Here is a 24,470-nt window from a genome sequence, read left to right as displayed (position 1 = left end):
TATTTCAATGCTGCCAATTCACTCAATTTAAATCTAAATTTTATAATTTTGCAGCCTTAAAAATCCAGTACCATAAGCATTTTTGTATGAAGTTCGCAGAATATCAAGGATTGAATTTACCAAAGGTTGCAGAAGAGATTCTTGACTATTGGTCAACACATGCCATTTTTGAAAAAAGTATTTCTACCCGTGAAGGGAAGAAGAGCTATGTATTCTATGAAGGTCCTCCTTCGGCAAACGGTATGCCGGGAATACATCACGTAATGGCACGTACCATCAAGGATATATTCCCAAGGTATAAGACCATGAAAGGATTTCAGGTGAAGCGTAAGGCTGGCTGGGACACCCATGGCTTGCCAATTGAGTTAGGGGTTGAAAAAGAACTAGGTATAACCAAAGAGGATATTGGCGTAAAGATATCGGTTGAGGAGTATAATGCGGCTTGTAAAAAAGCGGTAATGCGTTATACCGATGTTTGGAATTCCATGACTGAAAAAGTGGGATACTGGGTGGATATGGAAGATCCTTATATCACTTACAAATCCAAATATATGGAGACGGTTTGGTGGTTGCTGAAAGAAATTTATTCGAAAGGATTAATATATAAAGGGTATACGATTCAGCCATATTCCCCCAAAGCCGGCACAGGTCTAAGTTCACATGAATTGAACCAGCCGGGTACATATCAAGATGTAACCGATACTACGGTGACTGCACAATTCAAGGCTGTAGAGGAAACTTTGCCAGAATTTTTACAAAACGAAGGAACAATTTACTTCTTAGCATGGACTACGACTCCATGGACGTTGCCTTCAAATACCGCTTTGACCGTTGGATCTAAAATAGATTATGTATTGGTTGAGTCTTATAATCAATACACTTTTGAACCAATGAACGTTATTCTGGCCAAGAAATTGGTAGGAAAGCAATTTGCCGGCAAGTTTAAACAAGTAAATGAAAAGACTGAATTATTAGACTATACCTCTGGAGATAAGAATATTCCTTATTTTATTGTAAAAGAATTTAAGGGTAAGGATTTGTTAGATATCCGGTATGAACAGTTGTTGGATTATGTACTTCCGTATGAAAACGCAGAGAATGCTTTTCGAATAATTGCAGGGGATTTCGTTACTACAGAAGATGGAACAGGTATAGTACATACTGCACCAACTTTTGGTGCAGATGATTCTTTGGTAGCAAAACAAGCGGTTCCAGAAATACCGCCCATGTTGGTGTTAGATGAAAATGGGAATTTAGTACCTCTTGTAGATTTACAAGGAAAATTTAGACCTGAATTAAAAGAATTAGCTGGCAAATATGTCAAAAATGAATATTACGAAGATGGTAAAGCGCCAGAACGTTCAGTCGATGTTGAAATAGCGATACGTCTAAAGGAAGAGAATAAAGCGTTCAAGGTAGAAAAATACGTTCATAGTTATCCAAATTGTTGGCGTACCGATAAACCGATTTTATATTACCCATTAGATTCGTGGTTTATTAAGGTGACTGATGTTAAAGACCGTATGTTCCAACTAAATCAAACTGTTAATTGGAAACCAAAAGCTACTGGTGAACGAAGATTTGGAAATTGGTTGGCGAATGCAAATGATTGGAATTTATCTAGGTCACGGTATTGGGGAATTCCATTACCAATTTGGCGAACTGAAGATGGTAAGGAAGAAATAATCATTGGTTCTGTTGCTGAGTTAAAATCAGAAATGGCAAAAGCGGTTGATGCTGGTGTGTTGGAGAAGGACATTTTTGCAGATTTTACTATTGACGACATGTCTGATGCCAACTATGAAAAAATAGATTTGCATAAAAATATAGTTGACCAAATCACATTAGTATCCCCTTCTGGGAAACCTATGAGTCGAGAAAATGATTTAATAGATGTCTGGTTTGATAGTGGCTCCATGCCTTATGCCCAATGGCATTACCCATTTGAAAATAAAGATTTAATAGATGAAGGAAAGACCTTTCCAGCAGATTTTATAGCAGAAGGTGTTGATCAAACCCGTGGTTGGTTTTATACCTTACACGCTATAGCAACTATGGTCTTTGATTCAGTTGCTTATAAAAATGTTGTTTCTAACGGACTTGTATTGGACAAGGAAGGTAAAAAAATGTCCAAGCGATTAGGCAATGCAGTAGACCCTTTTGAAACCATGAACGAGCATGGTGCCGATGCGACAAGATGGTATATGATCAGTAATGCCAACCCGTGGGATAACTTAAAATTCGATACAGAGGGTGTCGCTGAGGTCAAGCGAAAGTTTTTTGGGACACTTTATAACACCTATTCTTTTTTTGGATTATATGCGAATCTAGATTCGTTCTCTTATACTGAAGATGATGTGCCTATAAATGAACGACCAGAGATTGATCGCTGGGTTTTATCAGAATTGAATTCACTTATAAAAATGGTCGACACAGCGTATGACGAATATGAACCTACACGAGCTGCCAGAGCAATTTCTGATTTTGTTCAGGAAAACCTAAGCAACTGGTACGTGCGCTTGTGTAGAAGGCGTTTTTGGAAAGGTGATTACGCTCAAGATAAAATTGCTGCGTATCAGACATTATATACTTGTTTGGATATTGTCGCAAAATTAGCTGCTCCAATTGCTCCTTTTTTTATGGATCGTTTGTATTTAGATTTAACGAAAGCTATTGTTAAGGATGGCTTTGAAAGTGTACATTTAGCAGATTTTCCGGTAGCCGATGAATCTTTAATAGATATAGGATTAGAGGTGAAAATGCAGAAAGCACAGACTATTTCATCTTTGGTACTTTCAATCCGTCAGAAAGAGAAAATAAAAGTGCGTCAGCCCTTACAAAGAATAATGATTCCTGTATTAGATGAGAATGATAGGGAAGATATAGAAGCAGTTTCAGAATTAATAAAATCTGAAGTAAATGTCAAGGAAATTCAATTGCTTGATGATGCTTCTGGTGTTTTAGTAAAGCGTATTAAACCAAATTTCAAGACACTGGGTCCTAAGTTTGGTAAGGATATGAAGCAGATTGCTCAGGTAGTAAGTACTTTTTCGCAGGATGATATTCAAAAAATCGAACAGAAAGGCGAATTAACAATCCAATTAGAAAATAAAAGTATTATTTTACAGTTACAAGATGTAGAAATTAGTTCTCAAGATATTGCAGGTTGGATGGTGGCCACTTCAGGTAAGCTAACAGTAGCTTTAGATGTTACCATTAATGAGAACTTACGAAATGAAGGTATCGCTAGGGAGTTGATTAATAGAATACAAAATATCAGAAAAGATTCTGGTTTTGAAGTAACTGATAAAATTGCAATCAAAATATTAAAAGACGGCTTTACGGAAGTGGCTGTACAGAATAATATAGATTATATTAAGACAGAGACTTTAACAGCAGAATTAAGCTTTGAAGAAAAATTAGACCAGGGTATCGAAATTGCATTTGATGAAGTGAACACAAAATTGTTTATTGAAAAATATTAAAAGATGGCAGAAGATTTAAAAGTAAGGTATTCTGACAAAGATTTGGCAGAATTTAAAGAATTGATAGGGTTGAAAATAGAAAAGGCTAAGGGTCATTTGCTACTTTTGAAAAGCGCCTATATGAACGATAGTAATAATGGTACAGATGATACTTCCCCAACCTTTAAGGCCTTTGAGGAAGGGTCGGAGACCATGAGTAAAGAGGCTAACACACAACTGGCCATTAGGCAGGAGAAATTTATTCGTGACCTTAAGAATGCAATGCTACGTATTGAGAACAAAACCTACGGTATTTGCCGTGTTACGGGAAAGCTTATAAATAAGGAGCGTTTAAAGTTGGTTCCGCATGCTACACTTAGCATTGAAGCTAAAAATATGCAATCTTAATTAAAACGCCTTTAGGGGCGTTTTTCAATATCAATACGGTGAGGAGCCCTTTAATATGTTGTCTGCTCTTTTGCTCATTCAGTCTTGTGGCTCAAAAGAAGTTGCATAAAATGATTTTGGCAGATAATATTAATTTAATCCAAGTCAATACTTCCAATTGTTTTAATGTTGAACTTAATACAAATCTGGGAAAGGAAATAAATGTTGAAGCAGAAATTGAAGGTGAATATGTCAAAGACCTAGATTTAGAGGTTAGGATAGTTGGTTCTACAATTTTGATTGAAGCCGGTTTTGTGCCCAGTTTTGAAAATCCTAATGATAAATTAAGCGCTCATAAAGTAGTTTCAATTCTCTTGAAGTTAACTATTCCTTCATATAAGAATGTTGAAATCTATGGTACAAATTCTCGAGTGGTGGTAAATGGAAAATTTAAGGAGTTGAATATTTCCTTATCAGACGGTGTTTGCGAGCTAAACAATATTCAAGGGAATGCTTTTGTAAAGACACAAAGTGGTACTATAAAAGTATTGGCTAATGCTGCGATTATTAAAGCAGAGAGTAAATATGGTATCGTCGAATTGAACCCCATACCTCTAGGAATCTCAAACTATGAATTACATACAGTTACTGGAAACATTGAACTAAGTAAAACCGAATAATATTTATACTTTTACCCTCATTGATTGAAGCCCATGAATATTAAAAAATCTGTCCTATTTATTGTATTGATACTAATTATTGATCAATGGAGTAAAATATATATAAAGACCAATTTTGTGTTGGGCGAATCTGTAGAGGTATTTAATTGGTTCAAAATCCTTTTTATAGAAAATGAAGGAGCGGCTTGGGGTGCTAAACTGAGTGATGTTTTACCTATTTCTGATGATATTGGAAAACTAGTTTTAACCATTTTCAGATTATTTGCTATTTTTGGAATCGGATATTGGCTTTTTGATGTGATAAGAAAGAAGGCTTCTACGACCTTAATATGGGCTGTATCATTAATTTTCGCTGGCGCATTAGGTAATATTTTAGACTCTGTTTTTTATGGTATTATTTTTAATGATAGTTATAATGAGGTAGCAACCCTTTTTTCGAATGAGCCTTATGGTAAATTGTTTTACGGTAAGGTCGTTGATATGCTCTATTTTCCAATGGTAGATACAACATGGCCAAGTTGGATGCCAGGAGTTGGAGGAAAAAACTTCAGATTTTTTGAACCTGTTTTTAATATAGCTGATACTGCAATAAGCACAGGTGTAGGGATACTTTTGGTTTTTAATAAAAGAGCATTTAGTAAAGAAGAGGAAAAAGAAGGATCAACTACAGTTAATGAAAAGCGATAAGTTCAAGGTGTTTGAAAAGAGTAAGTTTTAATTGGGGTAATGCAATAATTTAATGGGATATCGGTAGTAGAAATGTCATCAATTTCATTCTCCGCCTCAAAAAGCGATAGACCAATTTTTATAACATCTGACCTGCATTGATTTAAAAAGCGGTCATAATATCCTTTTCCATATCCAATTCTATTACCTATTTTATCGAAGGCTAATAACGGAATAAAAATAACATCAAGCTTTTCAGGATGGATGGTTATCCCGTCAATTGGTTCGGGTATGTCTAATGTAGTTGTTGTAAACTTTGTATTATCGGTAAGTAAATAGTGTTCTAATTCGGTGGTTGAAATTACCTTTGGTACTATTACATTTTTATCGAATCCTAAAAGTATAGAAATAATTCCTTCGGTATCTATCTCGAGTTTTTTTTCTATCGGCAGAAAAATATGAAAATATTGATTTTCCCAAATAGGTAATTGTAAAACTGAATTTGCAATAGCTATACTTTGTTGGGTTAAAAGTGTAGGGGTAATCGAACTACGTAATCTTGAATATTTTAAACGTAAATCCTTCTTCAGCATGGTGAAGTAGTCGTGATATTAATAGTATAGAATCTATTCTTTACCTGCAACAGCAAAAAACACCTTAAAAAATAACATTAAAATAAGGTATGTTCCTAAAGTGATGATATAACTTTCCATAGTTTCAATGTTTTGATTGTGTTAAGCGATATTCTTATTACGTTAAAAATAAGTATAATAATCAACAACATATCTATGAAAAGTACTTTTTTGTCGTTGAAACGCACTTTTTTATTAAAAAATTAACGTTGTGATAAATATAAAATTGTAAAAATGCCATTAAACGAATGAAAATCAAATAATTATCAGTTTTGAGTCGGGTTTGAATTACTAGCATAGTAAAATTTAATCCACCAATTTCAGTATTTGATATTTTGATGACGAAATAATATTAAATTCTCAATTTGAACCAAAAGACTTTAATCCTGGTTTTTCGTCTATGTAAATATGTGCACTACTAAACTAGTTTTTAAAGACTAATTTAGTGGTGCTAAATTATGTCAGAAATTCCTTTAAACATACAATTAAGTTCATTGCCTACCGGGCCGGGGGTGTATCAATTTTATGATGCTAATGATAGTATATTATATGTAGGAAAAGCGAAGAATTTAAAAAAGAGGGTGTCTTCTTATTTTAATAAGAATCATGAATATGGGAAGACACGCGTATTGGTTAAAAAGATTAGGGCAATAAAGCACATTGTTGTTCCTACAGAATCAGATGCTTTGTTGTTAGAGAATAACTTGATCAAAGAATTAAGACCTCGATATAATGTGTTGTTAAAGGATGATAAATCGTACCCTTGGCTGTGTTTAAAGAAGGAACGTTTTCCACGATTTTTCTCAACAAGAAGGGTGATTAAAGATGGTTCTGAGTATTATGGGCCATACACAAGTATGAAAACGGTTAGAACACTATTGGATTTAATTAAAAGTGTTTACCCATTAAGAACATGTAATTATGATTTGTCTGCTGAGAAAATAAACTCAGGTAAATTCAAGGTTTGTTTGGAGTATCATTTGGGTAATTGTAAAGGCCCTTGTGAGGGGTATCAATCAATGGTTGAATATGACCGACAAATTGATGATATACGGCAAATTGTTAAAGGAAATTTCAAATCTTCGATTACCTACTTTAAAGGACAAATGAAGATGCTAGCGTCTGAAATGAGATTTGAGGAAGCTCAAGAAATTAAAGACAAGATAGATGTTTTAGAGAATTATAAGGTTAAGACAACTATTGTCAACCCTAAAATCAGTAATGTAGATGTCTTTACTATTATTTCAGATAATTCGTTCGCTTATGTAAATTTCTTACAATTGGCACATGGTTCTATTATTAGGTCCCACACCATGGAAATTAAAAAGAAGCTAGAAGAGCGGGATGAGGATTTATTAGTGCTTGCAATTGTTGAATTAAGGGAGCGGTTTTCATCGGATTCAGATGAATTATATGTGCCTTTTATGGTTTCTTTGGCCCCTGGATTAAAAATTACCGTTCCGAAATTAGGGGATAAGAAACGTATACTAGATTTATCTGAGCGTAATGCTAAATTCTTTAGGCAAGACCGGTTCAATCAAATTAAAATTATTGATCCGGATCGCCATACGAATAGAATTATGGCTCAAATGAAAAAAGATTTACATTTATCAGAAGAACCTAGACATATAGAGTGTTTTGACAATAGTAATATACAAGGAAGTAATCCGGTTGCAGCTTGTGTGGTGTTTAAAGATGGTAAACCATCTAAAAAAGAATACCGGCATTATAATATTAAAACGGTAGTTGGTCCAGATGATTTTGCCTCTATGGAAGAGGTGGTTTACCGCAGGTATAAACGTCTATTGGAGGAAATGGAACCACTTCCCCAGTTAATTGTTATTGATGGAGGGAAAGGGCAGTTGTCTTCAGCAGTAAAAAGTCTTGATTTATTAGGATTGAGGGGAAAGATTGCTATTATAGGTATAGCGAAACGATTAGAGGAAATTTATTTTCCTGATGATCAAATACCGCTCTATTTGGATAAAAGATCTGAAAGCTTAAAGATCATTCAGAATTCAAGAAACGAGGCTCATAGATTTGGTATAATTTTTCATAGAAATAAAAGAAGTAAAGGTGCTATAAACTCTGAACTGGAAGGGATTGATGGTGTTGGTGAAAAAACGGCACAACAGCTTTTAAAACAATTTAAATCTGTTAAACGCATAAAAGAGGCATCAATAGAGAGCCTAAGTCAAATAGTTGGAGCGTCAAAAGCAAAAAAGATATATGAGTCTTTTCACAAAGCATAGTTATGGGATCAAAGGCACACTGATGTGCTTGGCATTGATAATGCTAAGCACTAATTTGCTTATTTCACAAAGTGATCAGAATGATGAAAGGCCCAAAATTGGTTTGGTCCTTAGTGGTGGTGGTGCCAAAGGCATGGCGCATATCGGAGCATTAAAGGTTATTGAGCAGGCAGGTATAAAATTAGATTATATAGGTGGTTCTAGTATGGGTGCCATAATAGGAGCATTATATGCTTCTGGTTATACGGCTACAGAATTAGACTCTATGTTCAATGCTACAAATTTTGGTACACTTATTCAAGATAATCTTCCAAGAAGCGCTAAAACTTTTTATGAAAAGGAAGACTCTGAAAGGTATGCGTTGACGCTACCCTTTAATAATTTTAAAGTATCCGTTCCACCAGCATATTCTGGTGGGCAGAACATTTATAATGAACTGGTTCGATTGCTGTATCATGTAAAAGATGTTAAGGATTTTAACAAACTGCCAACGCCATTTGTTTGTGTGGCGACTGATATTGAAACAGGAAAACAGGTAATTTTGGATTCAGGATATTTACCTGAGGCAATTTTGGCTAGTGGTACGCTTCCTTCCTTATTTGAACCTACGATTATTGATGATAAAGTTCTGATAGATGGTGGTGTAGTCAATAATTATCCCATAGATGAAGTGTTGGCAATGGGTGCTGATATCATTATAGGTGTTGACGTGCAGCATGGTTTATCTGATAGGGAGTCACTTATGTCGGCCACCGAGATTTTATTGCAAATAAACAATTACAGAACTGTTGCCGACATGAAGCGGAAATCCGCAAAAACAGATATCTACATCAAACCACAGATAGAAAAATATTCCGTAATTGAGTTTAATAAGTTAAAGGAAATTGTACAAACAGGTGTAGATGCAGCATTTTTAAAATATGAAGATCTTAAGAAAATAGCTACGGAGATTCAGGAGAATAAAAAATCAATTTCTGTAGTAGATTCAGATGAGCGTTTAACCCTAAACCGTTTAATAATCGATGGTAATACAAGTCATACGAGGGGGTATGTAAAAGGCAAATTAAGATTCAATTTAAACGAGTCTATTACATTTAAAAAATTACAACAGGGTATTGGGAATTTGGCGGCTACGGGTAATTTTAAAACCATTAGGTATAAATTAATGAACAACGCAGATGACGCAGAAGACTTGGTCTTGCCTTTAGACGAAACCCCGAACACTTCATTCTTGAGATTAGGTGCACATTTTGATGATTTATATAAAAGTGGCGCAATAATTAATCTTACCAAACGTAAGATATTGTCAAGGGATGATGTTGCCTCGTTCGACTTAATTTTAGGAGATAATATCAGATACAATTTTGAATATTATTTAGATAAGGGTACGTATTGGAGTTTTGGGATTAATTCGAGATTCAATGATTTTGAACAAGAAATTAATTTTGCTTTGATAAGCGACAATTTTGATGTTATACCAAATACCAGAATAAACACGCTTAACTTAACAGTCTCAGATTTCACCAATCAATTATATATTCAAACTGTAATTAAAGAAGAATTTGCATTTACTTTAGGTTCAGAGTTTAAGCACCTACAATATAGTACTAGAACTTTTGGTGAAGTTTCAGATCCGAATGTTCCTTTAAATTCGACGAACGAGAATAGAAGAACATATTTCGAAAAAAGTGATTATGTTAGCGTATTTGGTACTTTGAAGTTAGACACATATGATGATAAATATTTTCCTTCTCGAGGGTTGTATTTCAGTGGTGACATGCATTATTACATTTTATCGTCAGATTTCAATAATAATTTCAAGGATTTTTCGGTATCTAAGGTAAGAGGGGGTATGGCATTCCCAATAGTTAAAAATCTATCTATTAATTTAGAGACTGAGGGCGGGTTTAAATTAGGTACCTCAAATGTGACTACATATGATTTTGTTCTTGGCGGTTATGGTACTGATTTTATAAATAATTTCACTCCTTTTGTTGGGTATGATTTTCTTAGCTTACCTGGTAATAGTTATGTAAAGGCATACGGTAGATTAGATTTTGAGTTTGCCAAAAAACATCATGCACTTTTTACTGTAAATTTCGCTAATGTGGATGATGATCTTTTTAGAACTGGAGAATGGTTTAGTGCGCCTAATTATTCGGGTTATGGCATTGGGTATGGATGGGAGTCATTTTTAGGCCCAGTTAATCTCTTGTATTCATGGTCGCCAGAAACGGAAAGGTCACAATTTTTTGTTAGCGCTGGGTATTGGTTCTAAGGTAAAATCTGCTAAAGAAAATTCCTCAACCATCTTTATTCTTAATAGTTTCCTAAATACGTAACAGAAGTGTGAATAACTGTTAAGTTTATCATTAAAGTAAGTTAAACAGCACTACGGGTTTGAAGTTGTGACTTAAATTTGTAGTAGTTAAGGGGTGGTTCCCTTACAACTTTAAGTAGTGGTTTTTCATAATTTAAAGTTTGGTTGGTTATTTAGGAAAAGCCCAGTTTTTAGACTGGGCTTTTTTTGTGCAATACATTGGAATTAATTTTGTTTAAGTTATTGTAATGATAGTAATCAATAAGCTTCAATTACTACTTTTACGTTAAAGTAAGGACTATGAAAAAACTAATATTACTTTCCTTTCTCTTTTTAACTTTAGGTGCTCAGGGTCAAAATGAGCAGTCTGCTTTTAATCCAGGAGAATGGTTAAAGTTTAGAATGCACTATGGGTTTTTAAACGCTAGTTATGCTACGTTACAAGTTAAATCAGCTACGATTAATGATAAATCCGTTTACCATGTTGTCGGACATGGTGAAACCACAGGTATTGCGAGTTGGTTTTTTAAAGTTGAGGATACGTATGAAAGTTATTTTGATAAAGAAGATGGTAGGCCCTATCGTTTTGTGCGAAAAATAAATGAAGGAGGATATACAAAAGATGTAGAGATAAACTTTAATTATAAGGAAGCGAAAGCTGAACTTAATGATAAGAAAAACAAGAAAAAGCTTAATTTTACGTTGCAGGGTAACATACAAGATTTAATATCCGCTTTTTATTTTTTGAGGAATAATTATAAAACGGAAGACCTAGAAGAAGGAAAGGCTATTACCTTGAAGATGCTTTATGATGATGATGGAGTTTTTAACTTTAAGCTTAAGTATTTAGGTAAGGAAATCATCAACACCAAATACGGTAAGGTAGAATGCTTGAAGTTTAGGCCTTTGGTTCAGTCAGGTCGTATATTTAAAGAACAGGAAAGTTTGTCATTATGGGTTTCTAATGATGATAATAGAATTCCGATACGAATAAAAGCAGATTTAGCGGTGGGAGCAATAAAGGCAGATTTGGATGGCTATAATGGTCTGAAGCATCAGTTTAAAATTATAATGGATTAACCGGTAAATGAAAGATAACGAGCAAATCAAATCCCAAGTTTCTAAACTTGAAGAAAAATATAAGGATTCAGGGCAAGATTTGAGTTCTTACCTAGACGGTTTACTTCATCAACGTTACTTAACATATTGGGACTATATTCATTTAGACACCTTGTTGAGTCTTCAGGTTCCTAGAACTCACTTTCCAGATGAAGAAATCTTCATTATGTACCATCAGATTACTGAACTCTATTTTAAATTGATTTTACATGAGCAAAAACAATTAGTAGATGATAAAAGTGATAATCTTGACTTTTTCATAGAAAAGGTAAGAAGGATAAATAGTTATTATACGGTACTTATATCTTCTTTTGGTATTATGATAAAAGGTATGGAGCGAGAGCAGTTTTTGCAATTTCGCATGGCATTGCTTCCAGCGAGTGGGTTTCAATCTGCACAATATAGAATGATTGAACTTTATTCGACTTCGTTAGAAAATTTAATCCATGTTTCAGAAAGGGCTAAATTCTCATCAGATTATTCGGTTGAAGACTTATATGCACATATGTATTGGAAAAAGGGAGCTACAGATCTTAGTACAGGTGAAAAGACGCTAACTTTGAAACAATTTGAGTATCGGTATACGCCTAGGTTAATTCGAATTGCCAAACAGGTAAAAGATGCAACAATTTACCATAAATTTTTAGGTTTACCTGATGAGCAAAAACAAAACAAGGAGCTGGTCGATGCCTTAAAAGCATTAGATATAAATGCCAATATTAATTGGCCATTAATGCATATGGGCTCTGCTCATAGGTATTTACGAAAAGAATCTGGAGACATTGACGCTACAGGTGGAACAAACTGGAAAAAATATCTACCACCTAGTTTTCAAAAAATCGTTTTTTTTCCAGAAATTTATACAGAACAAGAATTAAATAATTGGGGCAGGCAGTGGGTAGACCATGTGTTGAATCCAGATAAAGCAAAATAGGTAGTAATGCATAAATATTGGAGCATAATATTGTTATTGACTGTTTTTGTATCGTGTAAAGACGATGTAGAGCAGAAGAATGGTATAGTACAGGAAATTAAGATACCCGAAGAGCTGAAAATAAATGAGCAATTTGGTTTTAATCTAGATGATTTTAATGTTCAATTAGACACCATCAAATATGGTGACAGTTTTGGAGAATTAATGTTACAGAACAAGGTTGCTTATCCAAAAATCGCTATAATTTCAGAAAATTTTAGAGACACTTTCGATGTTCGAAAAATTCGTGTGGGTAAACCATATGTAATTTTAAAATCTAAAGATACTATAGAACAAGCTCAAATATTCATTTATGAAAACGACCCCATAAATTATACAGTTGTAGACTTAAGGGATAGTGTGCAGGTCTATAAAAACAAAAGAAAGGTAAAATACGTTCGACGAGAAGTGTCTGGTGTAATAGAAACCAGCTTGTCAGAAGCTATATTAGATCAAGGTATAGATTATAATGTGACTCATAATTTGGCAAATGTGTATGCTTGGACTATAGATTTCTCTAGGTTGCAAAAGAAAGACAAGTTCAAGGTTATCTATAATGAGAAATATATAAATGATACAATATATGCCGGTGCAGAACCAATCGAAGCGGCGTATTTTGAACATAACGGTAAACCCATTTATGCGTTTGCTTATGAAAACGATTCGCTTAGAAGTTTAGTTGACTATTTTGATGAAGATGCTAATAATCTAAGAAGAACATTTTTAAGAATGCCAGTAGAATATGGCAGGCTATCCTCAAGGTATAATCTCAAAAGGAGGATAAAACATTATGGATTCAAAATAAGACCACATAAAGGCACAGATTATGCAGCATCTATAGGCACACCAATTATGGCTACAGCAGATGGCACCGTCATTGAATCAACTAGAAGAGGTGGTAATGGTAAATATGTTAAGATTAGGCACAATGGCACCTATGCTACACAGTATTTGCATATGAAAGCTCAAAAAGTTAAAAAAGGTCAGTTTGTTCGCCAAGGTGATGTAATAGGTTGGGTTGGTATGACAGGTAGTACAGCCGGACCACATGTTTGTTATCGATTTTGGAAAAATGGCCGGCAGGTAGACCCATTGAAAGAAGAATTGCCTCAGGCAGAACCGTTACATGACACTTTAAAACCAGAATATTTCGCTTATATATCCCCTTATAAAGAACAGTTAGATTGCATTATATACCCTAAAGTATTATTGGAGGAGGAAGAGGACTTATTAACACTTAATCAAGAAGATGGCATTAAACAAAACTAACCCTACCCAAACCTCAATTTGGAAAGAGCTTACTGCTCATTACAACGAAACTAAAGATGTACATTTACGAAGTATGTTCGCTTCTAATGCAGATCGAGCTGAGAAGTTTACCCTTAAATGGAACGACTTTTTATTTGATTATTCTAAAAACAGGATTACTTCAGAGACCATGCAAATGTTATTGCAATTGGCCGAAGAGGTAAAGTTGAATGACGCTATTAAAAAGTGCTTTAATGGAGATGTTATTAACGAAACAGAGGGAAGGGCAGTGCTACACACGGCACTTAGGGCAAAGAAAACAGATACGGTAACCGTTGATGGTGTCAATGTAATGCCAGAAGTTTACGAAGTTAAGGAACATATCAAAGAATTTTCCAGCAAAGTCATTAATGGTGATTTAAAGGGATATACGGGAAAATCGTTTACTGATGTTGTAAATATTGGTATTGGCGGGTCAGATTTGGGTCCGGCTATGGTAACCGAGGCTTTAAAATTTTACAAAAATCATTTGTCGGTTCATTTTGTAAGTAATGTTGACGGTGATCATGTACATGAAGTTCTAAAAACTTTAAATCCAGAAACGACCTTGTTTGTAGTGGTTTCGAAAACATTTACAACCCAAGAAACATTAAGCAATGCTACAACTATAAAGAAATGGTTTTTAAAGCATGCTTCACAAAAAGATATTGCTAAACATTTTGCCGCAGTATCTACAAATACCGAAAAGATAGCAGAATTCGGAATTGATGCTGCTAATGTTTTCCCTATGTGGGATTGGGTTGGAGGCAGGTTTTCGTTGTGGAGTGCGGTTGGTCTAACCGTTGCTCTTGCAGTTGGGTATGACAATTTTGATGACCTTTTGAAAGGTGCCAATGAAGCCGATATGCATTTTAAGGAAACAGATTTTTCGGATAATATTCCGGTTGTCATGGCATTGTTAAGTGTTTGGTACAATAATTTCCACGGTGCCGAAACGGAAGCTATAATACCATACGCTCAATACCTTAGTAGATTTTCAGCTTATTTGCAGCAAGGGATAATGGAAAGTAATGGTAAAAGCGTGGATCGATCTGGTAATCAAGTTGGTTATGAAACCGGAACAATTATATGGGGAGAACCTGGTACTAATTCCCAACACGCATTCTTTCAATTGATACATCAAGGCACTAAATTGATACCAGCTGACTTTATTGGGTTTAAGCACTCTTTGCATGGCGATAAAGACCATCACAATAAATTAATGGCCAATTATTTTGCGCAAACAGAAGCTTTAATGAATGGAAAGACCGAAGTAGAAGTAATTGCTGAACTAGCATCTAAAAAGGTAGCAAAGAAGGAAATCGAGGAACTTGCTCCATTTAAAGTTTTTGCAGGGAACAAACCTACCAATACGGTATTGATTGATAAATTAACACCGAAAAGTTTAGGTTCATTAATTGCCATTTATGAGCATAAGATATTTGTACAAGGTATAATTTGGAACATTTTTAGTTATGATCAATGGGGTGTTGAGCTAGGCAAACAATTAGCAGGAACCATACTCGATGACATTCAAAGTTCGAAAATCTCAAATCATGATAGTTCCACTTTACGACTTCTTCAATATTTTAAGAAATAATTTAGAATATTAATAAGTTCTTTGAAAAAGGTATAACTATTTCATTTACAGGTCTATTATATTGTTTTTTCAAGTATTTTTGTAGTGCTGATTTAACGTTACCTTAACGTTAAAGGTTTAAAATTATATGACTTTTGCAGCAAGTTAAAAACTAACAAATACCTGAAAAAATGAAAAAAATGTACTTTGCAATTGCGGCATTTTTAATGACCGTAACTGCTTTTTCACAAGGAACTATTACTGGTACCGTTCTAGATGGCGACACCAGCACACCATTACCAGGTGCAACGGTAATGGTAAAAGGAACATCAAATGGAACTTCAACTGATTTTGATGGCAATTTTACAATTGAAGTAAGTGCCTCAACAGGAAGTTTAGTAGTAACCTATATAGGTTTTTCTACAAAACAAATTACATATTCCTCTACCGGAAGTATTGGTTCAATAGTTTTGAACCCTAATGCAGAAGAATTAGAAGGCGTTATTGTAACCGGGGTACAAGATATTGCCAGGGACCGTAAGACTCCTGTCGCCGTTTCTACTATTAAGGCAGAAGAAATCCAATTAAAACTAGGGTCTCAAGAATTTCCAGAGTTATTAAATACTACACCGTCAATATACGCTACTAAATCAGGTGGTGGTTTTGGTGATGCGCGTGTAAATATTCGTGGTTTTGATACCAATAACTCGGCGGTAATGATTAATGGTGTTCCTGTAAATGACATGGAAAACGGTCAGGTATATTGGAGTAACTGGGCGGGTCTTTCAGATGTGACATCTGCAATTCAGGTACAAAGAGGGCTTGGTTCTTCCAAATTAGCAGTATCATCTGTAGGTGGTACTATAAATGTTATTACCAAAACTTCTTTAAATGCCGAAGGGGGTGCCATTGGTGCAACAGTAGGTAATGATGGATATGTAAAAACATTAGCCTCTTATTCTTCTGGTCTTTTAGATAATGGTTTTTCTGCTTCAATGTTAATTAGTAGAACTGGGGGTAGTATGTATGCAGACGGTACTAAATTTGAAGGCTATAACTTCTTTATGGGATTAGGGTATACTTCAGGTAATCATAGTCTAGAATTTATGGTAACAGGGGCACCACAATGGCACCATCAGCGAAGCAGAGCTACTTCAATTGAAACACAAATTGAATATGGTGATGGAGATGGTGAGCCAAATAGAAAGTATAATGAAGATTGGGGCTACCGAAATGGTGAAGAATATAGCTTTCGCCGTAATTTCTACCATAAGCCTGTTATCAGTTTGAATTGGAACTGGAATTTAAGTGAGAAAACTACGTTAGAAACTTCTACCTATGCATCTTTTGGTCGTGGTGGAGGTACTGGAGAGATTGGTGAAATTAATGGAAGAAGACAATTTGCTCTACCTAGAACTGCTGATGGCTTAATAAGAGTAGATGATATTTTAGCGTACAACACTGGTCAATTGGTGTCAGATTTCAGTGCTACACCAAGAGAGCAAATTAATGGTCAATATGTAAATAATAGTGATCAAAATGCAAACGAAAATAATACCAATGGTATATCAAGAAGAGCCTCTATTAACTCTCATAACTGGTATGGTATTTTGGCAAACTTCAATAACCGTATCTCTGATGATTTGACTATTGATTTTGGTGTCGATCTTAGAAAGTATAAAGGATATCACTACAGAAGAGTAAGTGATCGTTTAGGTGGAGATGTATACCAAGAGACTGATAATAGAAACAATCCAAATCAATTATTCTCAGAAACCTATAAAGCTAACCAGCCATGGTGGGTATTTGGTAATATAGATGATGAAGAAAAAATAGATTATTACAATACTGGTTTGGTTAATTGGTTAGGAGCTTTTGGCCAATTAGAATATAATTTTACTGAGGATATCACTGGTTTTGTTCAAGGAGCCTTATCCAATCAAGGTTTTGCAAGGGAAGAGTTTTTCAATGAAGTGCCTGCAGCAAAAACTGATTTTGAGAATATTCTTGGTGGTAACGTAAAAGGTGGTGTGAACTGGAACGTAGACGCAAGAAATAACTTTTTTGCTAATGCAGGGTATTATTCCAAACAACCGTTATTTGACGCAGTCTATATTAACTTTGGTAATAACTTAAACCCTAATTTAACTAATGAGAAAATCACAGGTTTTGAATTAGGATATGGTTACAGAAGCTCAAAGTTTAGAGCAAATGTCAACTTGTATTATACCAGCTGGAAGGATAGATTTGAATCTACTGGAGCAACTTTTAATGCAGGTGAGCTAGATGAGATTCGTGGTACTGCTAACATTTTAGGTATTACGCAGGTTCACACAGGTATTGAGTTTGATGGTAGATACCAAGCTAGCGATAAATTTGCGCTTACAGGTATGATGTCAATAGGTAACTGGGAATATAAAGATGATGTTACAGCTACATTTTTTGATAATGATCAATCGCCTATTGTAATAGGTGGTGTTGAACAGCAAGAGACTTTGGCCTTAGATGGTGTTAAAGTTGGTGATGCCGCTCAATTTACTGCGTTCGTTGGTGCAGATTACAATATCATTGATAATTTGAATGTTGATTTTGGATACCGCTTTGCGGGTAATCTTTATGCACAATTTGATGCAACAGATGTTGGTCCTGATGGTGCTTTAAAGCTACCTTCTTTTGGTCTTGCTGATGCAGGTGTAACGTATAGAGTACCTTTTGATGATAAAGCATTAAGCTTTAGATTGAACGTGAATAACGTCTTTGATACAACGTATATAGCAGAGTCTGACACTAACAGATTTGCACAGCCGGGTGATGATACTTATGATGGTATCAGTACAAATAACCGTGTATTCTTTGGTTTCGGTACTACGTGGAACCTAAGTGCAAGATTTAACTTCTAAACTAGGTTTTTAAAATTATTTTAGACCCTGACTGCAAAGTCAGGGTTTTTTTATGCTCAAAAATCAGTACATTTAAGGTTTTAATAAATGAAAATATGGAAGAAACAGGATTAGCGTATACTTGGATACAACCTTTGCACTCTTACTTAGCTTATATCGCATTAGCTGTATTGTTTTTGGCCGTCGCTAACGCAATAACAGGGCTCATTGGAAAAAGAATATTTAATATGGAAAAAGATTTAAGGTTAAGTCTTTTCGCCTTAATTTTATGTCATATCCAATTGTTGGTAGGGTTGCTGCTCTATTTTATTTCTCCCAATGGCTTAAGTGCTATTCAAGAATTTGGAATGGGAGGGTTAACTTCGGCAGCGCGTTTATTGGCGGTAGAACATCCTTTTATTAATATTTTAGCAATAGTGTCCATAACAGTGGGTTGGTCACGTCATAAGAAATTTGTCGAAGGGGATAAAAAATTTAAAAGTATTGCCGTTTTTTACGGAATCGGATTGCTGCTTATTTTGAGTAGAATTCCTTGGGATCAATGGTTTAATTAATTAATCAATTAAAATAAATAAATGAATAAAATTAAATTAACACTAATAATGGTGTTTTGCAGTGCTGCATTAGTAGCTCAAAAAAAGGAATTGTTCAATGGTGAAAATTTAGAAGGTTGGACAATTTATGGTACTGAAAAGTGGTATGTTGAAGATGGACTATTGATTTGTGAGAGCGGTCCTGATGCAGAATATGGGTATTTAGGTACAGACAAGCAGTACAAGAATTTTATTCTTGATTTGGATTTTAAACAAGAAGCAGACGGTAACAGCGGGGTTTTTATTAGGTCAACGGTAGAAGGTACAACTGTGAATGGTTGGCAGGTAGAGGTTGCTCCTCCTGGCTCTTTTACCGGAGGTATTTATGAATCTTACGGTAGACAATGGTTAATCAAACCAACTTTGGATAAAGACAAGGCTTTAAAGTTTGGCGAGTGGAACCATATGAAAATTAAAGTAGATGGTGATATAGTAACATCTTGGGTAAATGGAACAGAAATGGTTTCTATTGATGATGAAATTATCGGTAAAGGAGAAGGTTCTATTTTATTGCAAATTCATGCCGGAGGTGGTATCAAGGTAAATTGGAAAAATATCAAATTAGAAGAATTAGATTAGTCATTTTCACCACATGATAATATCTACGGATTTGATTTTTTAATCAAATACAGATAAATAGGAAAATGGTCGCTATAACCACCAACATAGCTACCTCCCGCATAAGTACGTAATGGATATCCTTTGTATTTACCTTTGGTATCCATTAAGTAGTTAGGGGTATAAATGCCTACTTTCCAAAAACTATACGATTGTTTTGAATCATTAATTAGGTTAGAGGTCATATATAGTTGGTCAAATAAATTCCATTTGTCCCTGTAGGCTAATGAGCCTCTTCCTTTTTTAAACAGTTTTTCCATAGGGCCATATAGGCTTAGTGAATCTAGGTTTTTATAGTCTCTTTCAACCTTAAGTATTTTTTTAAAACTGGGATCGACAGGGTCATCGTTAAAGTCTCCCATACTAATTAATTTGGCATCTTTATCTTGTCGTCTCACAGAATCTATGATGCGTTTATTTAGTTTTGCTGCTGCTAATCTAAATGGTCGGCTTCTTGCTTCTCCACCACTTCTAGAAGGCCAATGATTTACTAAAAAATAAATCTTTTCATTGTCCAATAGTCCTTCGACAATAAGTTGGTCTCTTGTGTAGTTTCGTTTGCCATCCAAATTAAATAGTAGTAATCGATGGCTGTTGAAATTTACCGGAATAAAGGCATCTTTTTTATATAGTAATGCAACATCAATACCACGTTCATCAGGAGAATCGAAATGGATTATTCCATAATTGAAAGGTTCTAGATTGCGATGGGCAATTAAATCTTGTAAAACGCTTAAATTTTCTACCTCACAGACACCAATAACATCAGGAGTAGTTGTATTGGCTGTCGAACCGATTTCTGAAATAACTTTCGACATTTGTTCTATTTTCATAAGATAACGTTCTTCCGTCCAATGATCCTTGCCTGCTGGGGTTCGATCATCGTCAAAAATTAAGGTGTCATTTTTGGTGTCAAAAAGGTTTTCTAAATTATAAAAGGCAATTGTCCTAACCTGATAGGTAGTAGTTTTTTGTGATAGTAAACCCACATGTATAAAAAGTATAAAACAGAATAGATATTGCTTCACAAGAGATGTTTGATTTCAATTATTAGCTAGTATACGGAATTTTGACGTTAATTATTTCATAAAAACGTATCTTAATTGTTTTGTAATTAGGCTATTAACTGTTGAATGATAAGGAATATCTTGTTTTTAGTATTGTTTTTTGAGATGATTCCACTTCAATCTCAGACCACTCCATTTGTAAAAGGAGTAGTTAAAGAGGTCTCTAAAGGGGAAATAATCACTAATGCCGCCATATGGGTAGAAGGTGAATCTTTGTCGGTTAAAACCGATATTAAGGGTGAGTTTAAAATGGTGATTTTGAATAAAGGCGAATTTATAGTACATATTTCTGCGCCAGATTATGTCGTAAAACGTATTCCTATTTCCATTGACAGCAATAACTTAAATTTAGGAAACATCTTTTTAGACCGAGACATAACGTTTGAGAAAACTATTAACCTCATAAGCCTAGCAGATGACGAGCTACTAGATGATGAAATTAACTCCAATGCGTTGGCGTTACTTCAATCGACCAAGGATATTTTTCTCAATAGAGCCGCCTTCGATTTTGGACAGGCATTTTTCAGGGTAAAGGGATATGATTCTCAATATGGAGAGGTGCTTTTAAATGGAATTCCAATGAACAAAATGTATGATGGTAGACCACAATGGAATAATTGGGGCGGTTTAAATGATGTTATTAGAAATCAACAATATACAAACGGGCTAAGTGCTTCTGATTTTACGTTTGGCGGAATTTTAGGAAACACCAATATTGATCTACGACCATCTGGGTTAAGACCTGGTACGAGATTATCCTCTTCCGTGTCTAACAGAACCTACAGCGGTAGATTAATGGCAACGTATAATTCTGGACTGAAAAATGAAAGATTTGCCTTTATACTTTCCGCATCCAGAAGATGGGCAAAAAAAGGATATATAGATGGAACGTTATACGATGCGTATTCTTTTTATGGTTCAATGGAGTATCTTTTTAACAAGAACAATAGTATTAATTTTACGGGTATTCTTGCATCGAATAGGCGTGGGCGGTCATCAGCCATTACCGAAGAGGTATTTCTTATACAAGGAAATAAATATAATCCCTATTGGGGTAATCAGAACGGAAAAATTAGAAATTCTAGGGAACGAAATATTAAGGAACCATTATTTCTTTTAAACTATTTACATGAATCTACAGGGGTCAGGATAAATGCAGGAATAGCATATCAAACGGGCAGTTATAAAAAAAGCAGGATAGGATATTTTAATGCTCCAAATCCAGATCCAACCTATTACCGATACCTGCCTAGTTTTTATATGAATAGTCCTATTGGCGCTAATTTTGAAAGTGCCGCTTTGGCTGAGGAGGGTTTTTTAGCTAATCCCCAGTTGGATTGGAACAATGTATATAAGGCAAATACAAGTCCAGCTCAGAATGGTGAGGCCGCGTATGTATTTTATGATGATACTACAAATGATAATCAATTTACGGCAACAATAAATACGAATATTGATATGAACAGTCATGTAAGGTTAGATTTTGGATTGACCTTTAGGCAATTAATATCCCAAAATTATGCTCAAATTGATGATTTATTAGGTGCAGAATTCCACCGTGATATTGATACGTTTTCTGAAACTCTAAACGATATTGGAACTGAAGTTAATAAGCAAACTAACGATGTCTTCAATTATAGATATGATTTGAATGGTGGTGTAGCTAATTTTTATTCTCAATTGAATTTAAGTTATAATAAATTAAGTGGGTTCATATCTGGAAAATATAGTAAAGTTGGTTATAAGAGAAGTGGATTGTTCCAAAATGAACGTTTTATTGATAATTCATTTGGTGAAAGCGAGAATATAGAATTTTCAAATTGGTCGTTTAAGTCTGGCGCTACTTATAATATTACAGGAAGACATTGGGTTTCTGGTAACGTAGCATACCTTAATAGAGCACCAGTTCTTCAAAATATATTTATAAATCCAAGAGAGTCGAATGCAGTTGTGCCAAACTTACAGAATGAGACGATTAGTAGTGTTGATGCTAATTATTTTATAAGAATGCCGAAACTTACAGGAAGAATTACTGGATATTATACCCGTTTTCAAAACACAACGGATGTCAATTTCTTTTTTGTCGATTCTGGAATAGGTTCTGATTTTGTTCAAGAAGTAGTAACTGATTTGGATAAGTTGCATTTAGGAACCGAACTAGGATTAGAATACCAGCTGTCAAGTGCAGTGAAAATATCATTGGTAACTTCTATTGCAAAATACCTGTATGCCAGTGACCCATTCGTGACTATAAATTTTGATACGGCTGGCGCTAGTGAAGATTTGATAGACATTACCGGTTCTAAGTCATTAGGTCAATCCGCTATTAAAGGATATAAACTTGCACAAGGCCCGCAGAAAGCAATTGCAGTTGGTATTGAGTATAGGGCTCCCAAGTATTGGTGGGTGAGTGCTACGGGCAATTATTTGGCTAATAATTATGCTAATATTTCTACGATTACAAGGACGAAAAGTTTTGCAATAGACCCAGAAACGAAACAAAGATTCCCTGATGCTACCGATGAAAATGTTCAAAAGCTATTGGAACAAAAACCTTTAGATAATTTCTATTTACTCAATCTAGTTGGTGGTAAGTCTTGGTTAAAAAAAGGTAAGTATATAAGTGTGTTTGCAAGCATCAATAATGTCTTTGATACCACCTTTAGGACTGGTGGATACGAACAAAGTAGAAATGGAAATTATGGGCAATTAAAGCAAGATAATTTTAGTGGTAGCCCATCTTTTGCGCCCAAATATTGGTATGGTTTTGGCCGAACCTACTTTTTAAATATGGCTTTCAGTTTTTGAAAATTAGCTAATCGAGATGAACTTAAAAAATAATCTTTGTTTAAAATTATTCATAATAGGTCTTTGGCTTGTTGTAGGTAGTTGTGTTAAGGATAAGGAATTTGAAAAACCAGAAGTGTTTTGTTCTGATGATAACCTTGCTACAAAAAGTATTTCACAACTTAAAAATCTATATGATGGTCAGACAGTACAAATTCAAGAAGACTGGGTAATCGAAGGGTATGTTTCATCTTCTGATAAGGCAGGTAATTTTTTCAATATTCTTCATTTTCAAGATAAGTCTAGTGATCCAACGGAAGGTTTGCAGATAGAATTAGAATTAAGGGATTCGCATTTATTTTTTAATGTTGGTCAGCATATTTTTATAAAGCTTAAAGGGTTGTATTTAGGTAAGTCTAGTGGTGTATTTAAAATTGGGGGTGTTTTTACTTCTTTCGGTAATCGTAGTGTAGGTAGGTTACCAAATAGTGTTGTTTTTAAACATGTATTACTGTCTTGTGAAACCAATATTGGTATTGAGCCTACTTCCTTTACTATATCAGAATTAAAAGAAAATTTAGTTAATACCTTGGTGAGTATAGATAATGTTGAATTTTCACAGGAAGATATTGGTGAACCTTTTGCCCTAGTAAAAGAAGAGACTAAAAGGACTTTAGTTGATTGTGCTGATAATGAACTTATGCTGCTCAATAGTGGTTTTTCAGATTTTCAATCTCAAACTATTCCTGCTGAATTGGGTACAATTACTGGAATTTTATCTATGGACAAAGGTGAATATCGATTGATTATTAGAAGCCTTGCTGACATAGAATTTAATAGAGAACGCTGTGAAGATTTGGTTGATGAGTTTACTAACGATGCTATATTGATATCTGAAATCGCTGACCCAGATAATAATGTTGGAGCACGATTTATCGAACTTTATAATTCTTCAACTGAATCCTTTTCTCTAAAAGGATGGAGTTTGGTTCGCTATACGAATTCAAATATAACTGTGAACCTGAGTTCGATTAAAACATAACTAGTTGATTTGTTTTAACGGTTTGATATTTGATGCTAGGTTTCTTGGGCAAGAAGCTATATGCAATAAGGCCTGAGATAATATTCACCAAGAAATTACCAAAG

General features: G+C 34.6%; 17 protein-coding genes. 15 read left to right on the top strand and 2 right to left on the bottom strand.

Features of this window, described 5'->3' with window-relative positions; all coding sequences use genetic code 11:
• The first annotated feature begins 86 nt into the window (after positions 1-86).
• The 4 genes from ileS (at position 87) to ES765_RS15495 (ending at position 5,218) form a co-directional block, all read left to right on the top strand.
• Positions 87-3,485 (top strand): isoleucine--tRNA ligase, encoded by a 3,399-nt coding sequence (ileS, locus tag ES765_RS15510; RefSeq protein WP_138115224.1) that lies wholly within the window; start codon positions 87-89, stop codon positions 3,483-3,485.
• A gap of 3 nt (positions 3,486-3,488) precedes the next feature.
• Entirely contained in the window at positions 3,489-3,872 is a 384-nt protein-coding gene (locus tag ES765_RS15505; RefSeq protein ID WP_138115223.1) for a TraR/DksA family transcriptional regulator, read from the top strand.
• An 86-nt stretch (positions 3,873-3,958) separates the two neighbouring features.
• The gene (locus tag ES765_RS15500) at positions 3,959-4,531 is read left to right on the top strand and encodes a DUF4097 family beta strand repeat-containing protein (RefSeq protein ID WP_171017318.1); all 573 of its coding nucleotides are present in this window, start codon (positions 3,959-3,961) and stop codon (positions 4,529-4,531) included.
• 33 nt (positions 4,532-4,564) lie between these two features.
• Positions 4,565-5,218 carry a lipoprotein signal peptidase gene (locus tag ES765_RS15495; protein ID WP_138115221.1) on the top strand — a complete coding sequence of 218 codons (654 nt, stop codon included), beginning with the start codon at positions 4,565-4,567 and terminating at the stop codon, positions 5,216-5,218.
• Between the two features lie 2 nt (positions 5,219-5,220).
• On the opposite strand, the gene ES765_RS15490 is transcribed toward ES765_RS15495, so the two are convergent.
• Positions 5,221-5,790: a 5-formyltetrahydrofolate cyclo-ligase gene (locus ES765_RS15490; RefSeq protein WP_138115220.1), complete on the bottom strand. Its 570-nt coding sequence runs from the start codon at positions 5,788-5,790 to the stop codon at positions 5,221-5,223.
• Between the two features lie 497 nt (positions 5,791-6,287).
• On the opposite strand from ES765_RS15490, the gene uvrC reads away from it, so the two are divergent.
• From uvrC to ES765_RS15445, 9 genes are all read left to right on the top strand, one after another.
• Complete coding sequence (uvrC, locus tag ES765_RS15485; protein ID WP_138115219.1) at positions 6,288-8,081, top strand: excinuclease ABC subunit UvrC; 1,794 nt, start codon at positions 6,288-6,290, stop codon at positions 8,079-8,081.
• Positions 8,059-10,359 (top strand): patatin-like phospholipase family protein, encoded by a 2,301-nt coding sequence (locus tag ES765_RS15480; protein WP_410504677.1) that lies wholly within the window; start codon positions 8,059-8,061, stop codon positions 10,357-10,359. Before uvrC ends, ES765_RS15480 begins: the two co-directional genes overlap by 23 nt.
• Before the next feature lie 342 nt (positions 10,360-10,701).
• Positions 10,702-11,481 (top strand): DUF3108 domain-containing protein, encoded by a 780-nt coding sequence (locus tag ES765_RS15475; protein ID WP_138115218.1) that lies wholly within the window; start codon positions 10,702-10,704, stop codon positions 11,479-11,481.
• A gap of 7 nt (positions 11,482-11,488) precedes the next feature.
• On the top strand, positions 11,489-12,454 hold the full coding sequence (locus tag ES765_RS15470) for a tryptophan 2,3-dioxygenase family protein (RefSeq protein WP_138115217.1): 966 nt from the start codon (positions 11,489-11,491) through the stop codon (positions 12,452-12,454).
• A gap of 6 nt (positions 12,455-12,460) precedes the next feature.
• On the top strand, positions 12,461-13,762 hold the full coding sequence (locus ES765_RS15465) for a peptidoglycan DD-metalloendopeptidase family protein (protein ID WP_138115216.1): 1,302 nt from the start codon (positions 12,461-12,463) through the stop codon (positions 13,760-13,762).
• A complete protein-coding gene (gene pgi / locus ES765_RS15460) occupies positions 13,743-15,380 on the top strand; it encodes a glucose-6-phosphate isomerase (RefSeq protein ID WP_138115215.1) in 1,638 nt (545 codons plus the stop codon). Before ES765_RS15465 ends, pgi begins: the two co-directional genes overlap by 20 nt.
• Positions 15,381-15,550: 170 nt before the next feature.
• Complete coding sequence (locus ES765_RS15455; protein WP_138115214.1) at positions 15,551-18,259, top strand: TonB-dependent receptor; 2,709 nt, start codon at positions 15,551-15,553, stop codon at positions 18,257-18,259.
• 95 nt (positions 18,260-18,354) lie between these two features.
• Complete coding sequence (locus tag ES765_RS15450; RefSeq protein WP_138115213.1) at positions 18,355-18,813, top strand: hypothetical protein; 459 nt, start codon at positions 18,355-18,357, stop codon at positions 18,811-18,813.
• Positions 18,814-18,834: 21 nt separating this feature from the next.
• Positions 18,835-19,431, top strand: a complete 597-nt coding sequence (locus ES765_RS15445; protein WP_138115212.1) for a DUF1080 domain-containing protein — start codon at positions 18,835-18,837, stop codon at positions 19,429-19,431.
• A gap of 23 nt (positions 19,432-19,454) precedes the next feature.
• Here ES765_RS15445 and ES765_RS15440 read toward each other — a convergent pair whose 3' ends face one another.
• Positions 19,455-20,498 carry an endonuclease/exonuclease/phosphatase family protein gene (locus tag ES765_RS15440; RefSeq protein WP_138115211.1) on the bottom strand — a complete coding sequence of 348 codons (1,044 nt, stop codon included), beginning with the start codon at positions 20,496-20,498 and terminating at the stop codon, positions 19,455-19,457.
• A 105-nt stretch (positions 20,499-20,603) separates the two neighbouring features.
• Here ES765_RS15440 and ES765_RS15435 point away from each other — a divergent pair, with 105 nt between their 5' ends.
• Both ES765_RS15435 and ES765_RS15430 read left to right on the top strand, forming a co-directional pair.
• Entirely contained in the window at positions 20,604-23,345 is a 2,742-nt protein-coding gene (locus ES765_RS15435) for a carboxypeptidase-like regulatory domain-containing protein (RefSeq protein WP_138115210.1), read from the top strand.
• A 16-nt stretch (positions 23,346-23,361) separates the two neighbouring features.
• The gene (locus ES765_RS15430; protein WP_138115209.1) at positions 23,362-24,366 is read left to right on the top strand and encodes a DUF5689 domain-containing protein; all 1,005 of its coding nucleotides are present in this window, start codon (positions 23,362-23,364) and stop codon (positions 24,364-24,366) included.
• Positions 24,367-24,470: the final 104 nt, after the last annotated feature.

Origin of the sequence: Maribacter sp. ACAM166 (assembly GCF_005771495.1) — a bacterium.
In the GTDB taxonomy this organism is placed as follows: Bacteria; Bacteroidota; Bacteroidia; order Flavobacteriales; family Flavobacteriaceae; genus Maribacter.
The sequence above is the reverse complement of the archived record's forward strand: the minus strand, read 5'-3'. Positions and strand labels throughout refer to the sequence as shown.